General features: G+C 56.3%; 2 protein-coding genes. Both read left to right on the top strand.

Translation table 11 applies throughout. The features are described from left to right. Positions 1–83 precede the first annotated feature (83 nt). On the top strand, positions 84–2,360 hold the full coding sequence (locus ACWVCN_RS10005; RefSeq protein ID WP_455245498.1) for an ATP-binding protein: 2,277 nt from the start codon (positions 84–86) through the stop codon (positions 2,358–2,360). A gap of 76 nt (positions 2,361–2,436) precedes the next feature. After that, complete coding sequence (locus ACWVCN_RS10000) at positions 2,437–3,897, top strand: sigma-54-dependent transcriptional regulator (RefSeq protein WP_455245497.1); 1,461 nt, start codon at positions 2,437–2,439, stop codon at positions 3,895–3,897. Positions 3,898–3,940 lie beyond the last annotated feature (43 nt).

Below are 3,940 nucleotides of genomic sequence, written 5' to 3'. Positions count from 1 at the left end.
CAAGACGGCGAAGTTCCTCGGCTTAACTTTCAACGGCGAGACGACTAAGTTGATCGACGAAACCTATTGATGACCTTATGAACATGCCAAAGCTTCCGGCCATCAGCAACATAAACTTTCCATTCGGACTCTCGCCCAAGTCGAGTCTGAGAATGAAGTTCGTCGTCTTTTTCAGTTTGATCCTGATCCTGACCTGCTCAACCTTGACTTGGTATTTTATCGACCACCGCCGCAGAGCCATCACTGAGGACTTGACCGAACGAGGAATGATCCTTCTGACCAATCTCGCCCATAACCACCATTTCCGCTACGCCGGTTTGGTAGCGGAGGACAAGGAGACGCTCAATGAGTTCATAGAGGGGTTGATGGCCGTCAATGATGTCGTCTATGTGGTCATCACGAAGGCAGATGGAACGATTCTGTCACAACAATCAAAAGGACAACGTGGATCATTCGGCAAACCGGACCGATCCGCGGACCGGCCCCTCTATCCTGCGTCTCACATTGCCGAAACACTCCTTCGAGATCCATCCTCCGGCCCGCATATGACTCCGGTTTCGATCGTGACCAAGAGTAGCAGCAGATTCGCGTGGGAAGAACACGTCTACGACTTTGCCATGTCTATCTTCCGCGACGTTCAGGACCAGCTGCCCCTACCCACATTTTCTCTGGAGTACGAGCAAACGAATGGCTCGACATCGATTGCCAGACCGGCCAATGCATCGGCCGTGGTTCAGATCGGCCTCACGGATGCCCATCTCAAACAGGGCATGCTCAGCACGGTTGGAAACATGCTCTTCATTACCGTCTTCATCATTGCAGCCGGGATTGTCGGCGCCCTGGTGCTCGTCCAACGGGTGACGACCCCGTTGCAGAATCTCACAGGAGTGGCCCGAGAACTGGCAGAAGGCGGATCGCCCAAACCGCTTCCGCTCACCACTTCTGATGAAGTCGGTCAATTGACACATGCATTCAACCGGATGACACTGTCGTTACAAGAACGCACTACTGCCATTGCCCTGAACATGGAGACGATCAGTCGCCAGATCAGTCAGCTCACAACCGTGTACCAAACAAGCGCGGCCATTACCAGCACACTGGACCTGCACGAACTCCTGGGCAAGATTCTCAAACTCCTGATGTCCAACCTCGGATTTTCACGCATGGTACTGATGCTTCGCCATGAGGAGGAGGAAATCGCCTATGTCGCTCAGGTGGCCGGCGTGGCTGAAGAGATCGCCATGGCAGCCCAGCACCTTACCATTCCGATCGAAGACAACAACACGTTGATTTCAGATTTGTTCATTCATGCCAAACCGGTCCTCGTTGCGGACATTGCAAACGTGCAGAATCGGATGCACCCTGCGATCCTGGCGCTCACACGACGCGTTGGCGTGACCTCCTTCGCGTTAGTTCCGCTTCAGTCCCACAACAGAATTTTGGGATTCATCGGCGGAGATCGCGGCGAGCAACCCAGCACGGAGGAAGATCTGAACATCCTGCTGACGATCGCCAGCCACGTCTCCACAGCCATCGATAACGCCAGGGCCTACGCAAGCCTGGAGCAGCTCAGTCAGCAGCAGGAGCATCACATCCAGGAACGCACGCACGAATTGTCCCTGGCCAATAAGCGGCTCCAGGAGCATGACCAACGCCGCTCCCTGTTCTTCTCCGTCGCTTCTCACGAACTGCGCACGCCCATGACCGCGATTCGCAGCTTCGCCGACAATATGCTCGACGGCGTCGCCGGGCCGCTGACAGATCGGCAAAAGGCCTATCTGAACCGGATCGGCCATAACCTCACTCGCCTGACACGCATCATCAACCAATTGCTCGACTGGTCCCGTCTCGACCTCAAGAAAGAAACCCTACGGCTTGAACAGCTCTCGGTCGGACAGATCATCGACCTCGTTGCCGACAGTCTCCGTGTAGTTGCGAATGATAAGCATATCGACATTACGACGACGTTCACGGACGATCTTTTGGATGTCCGAGGGGACCGTGACAAAATGGAGCAAATCTTCTGGAACCTGATCGGGAACGCCGTGAAATTCACTCCGGAAGGCGGGCACGTCACCATCACGGCCTCAACGGACGGAGACAGCCGTGTCAGCGTCAGAATACAGGATACGGGCTGCGGCATCGATCAGGAACATCTCGATAAGGTCTTCAACGAATTTTCGAAAGTGCCGTCGACCATGCCGTCGTCCCAGGGTGCGCAATTGGGACTCTTCATCACCAAGACTCTGGTCGAGATGCATCTGGGGTCGATCGACGTAGAAAGTCGCCTCGGCGAGGGCACGACGTTTATCGTCACCTTCCCCTGCGCCTTAGGGCAATCCACGACGGAGAAATCATGATTCCCACATCACGACAGAAGGCGTATAGTAGCGAGCCATCGTTCGGCCGCTCTCTTATCTTTTGGAGGTGGCGTTAATGCGAGCAAGAATCCTCATCGTCGACGACGACCCCGACATCGTGCTCGCCCTCAGCAACCGGCTGAATTGGATGGGACACGAAGTCCTGAGCGCCGACAACGGCAAAGACGCCCTCCGCCTGATCCACCATGAGCAACCGGACGTCGTCCTGCTCGACATTCAGCTTCCGATCTTCTCCGGCATCGAAGTCTTGCAACAGCTTCATGACCTTGCACGTTCCGAATCCGACGAAACGGGCGCGTCCCCGGTCGCCCCTGTCGCATTGACGCCGCAGGTCGTCATGCTGACCGCTTTCGGGACCATTGAACTCGCCGTCAAGGCCATGCAACTCGGCGCAGCCGATTTCGTCACGAAGCCGTTCACCGGCGACCACATCACGGTGGTCATCAATAAAGTTCTCGAGACCCTGGCGCTTCGCCGTCAAGTGACCGCCCTGCAGGAAGAAGTCAGTTCCCGCTACGGCGCTGTTGTCGGAAACAATGAGAAATTCACCGCGCAGCTGGCCCTTGCGAAACAAGCCGCGGCATCCACCGTCACGGTACTGATCCTGGGAGAAACCGGCACCGGTAAGGAAGTCGTAGCCCGTGCGGTCCATCACTGGAGCCCGCGAAGGAGCAAACCGTTCGTCGCCGTAAATTGTGCCGCCATTCCGAAGGACCTCCTCGAAAACGAACTCTTCGGTCATGAGAAGGGGTCATTTACCGGAGCGACCAAGCGGGAAGCCGGCAAGATCGAGATCGCCGAAGGCGGCACGGTGTTCCTCGACGAAATCGGTGATATGTCGATGTCGATGCAGAGTCATCTCTTGCGGGTCTTACAGGATCAAACGTTCTATCGCGTCGGAGGAACCCAGGCCGTCCATACGGACGTTCGATTCATCGCCGCGACGAACAAGGATCTCAAGGACTCGATTCGGAAGGGCACCTTCAGGGAAGATCTGTATTACCGGCTCGAAGTGATTTCTATAACGCTTCCGCCGCTGCGTGATCGGAAGGATGACATCCCCGTTCTCGCGCAGCATTTTCTCAACCAGCCGGGGAGGCTTGGTTTGCACAAGCGCTGCACCCTGAGCGATCCGGCCTTGCGCGTGCTCGCCACGTATCATTGGCCCGGCAACATCCGGGAACTTGAAAACGTGTTAACCCGCGCGTACATCCTCACGCCGGGAACGACCATCGAACCGGAACACCTCCACCTCTCGACGCAAGAGCCTCGCCGGGCGGAAACCGGACCTCCGCAATCTTCGGCCCACTACCATGACATGATGCAGACCTATAGCCGGTGGATTCTGGAGGAAGCCCTGAAGCGCAACGCGTGGAACCAGACAAGAACCGCGGAAGAATTAGGCCTACAGCGCACCTATTTCACGAAACTCCTTCGGCAAAAACAGATTCCCGGCAGACCACCAGGCAGCTCGTCGCATCCCGCTGACGAACCGGACAACGCTCCAACTGAATAAAAAAGGGGACAGGCTACTTTTTCCAGCGCGCGTCGATTCGCCT

It is taken from the genome of Petrachloros mirabilis (assembly GCF_975968855.1).
This window is presented reverse-complemented; position numbering and strand designations above follow the sequence as displayed.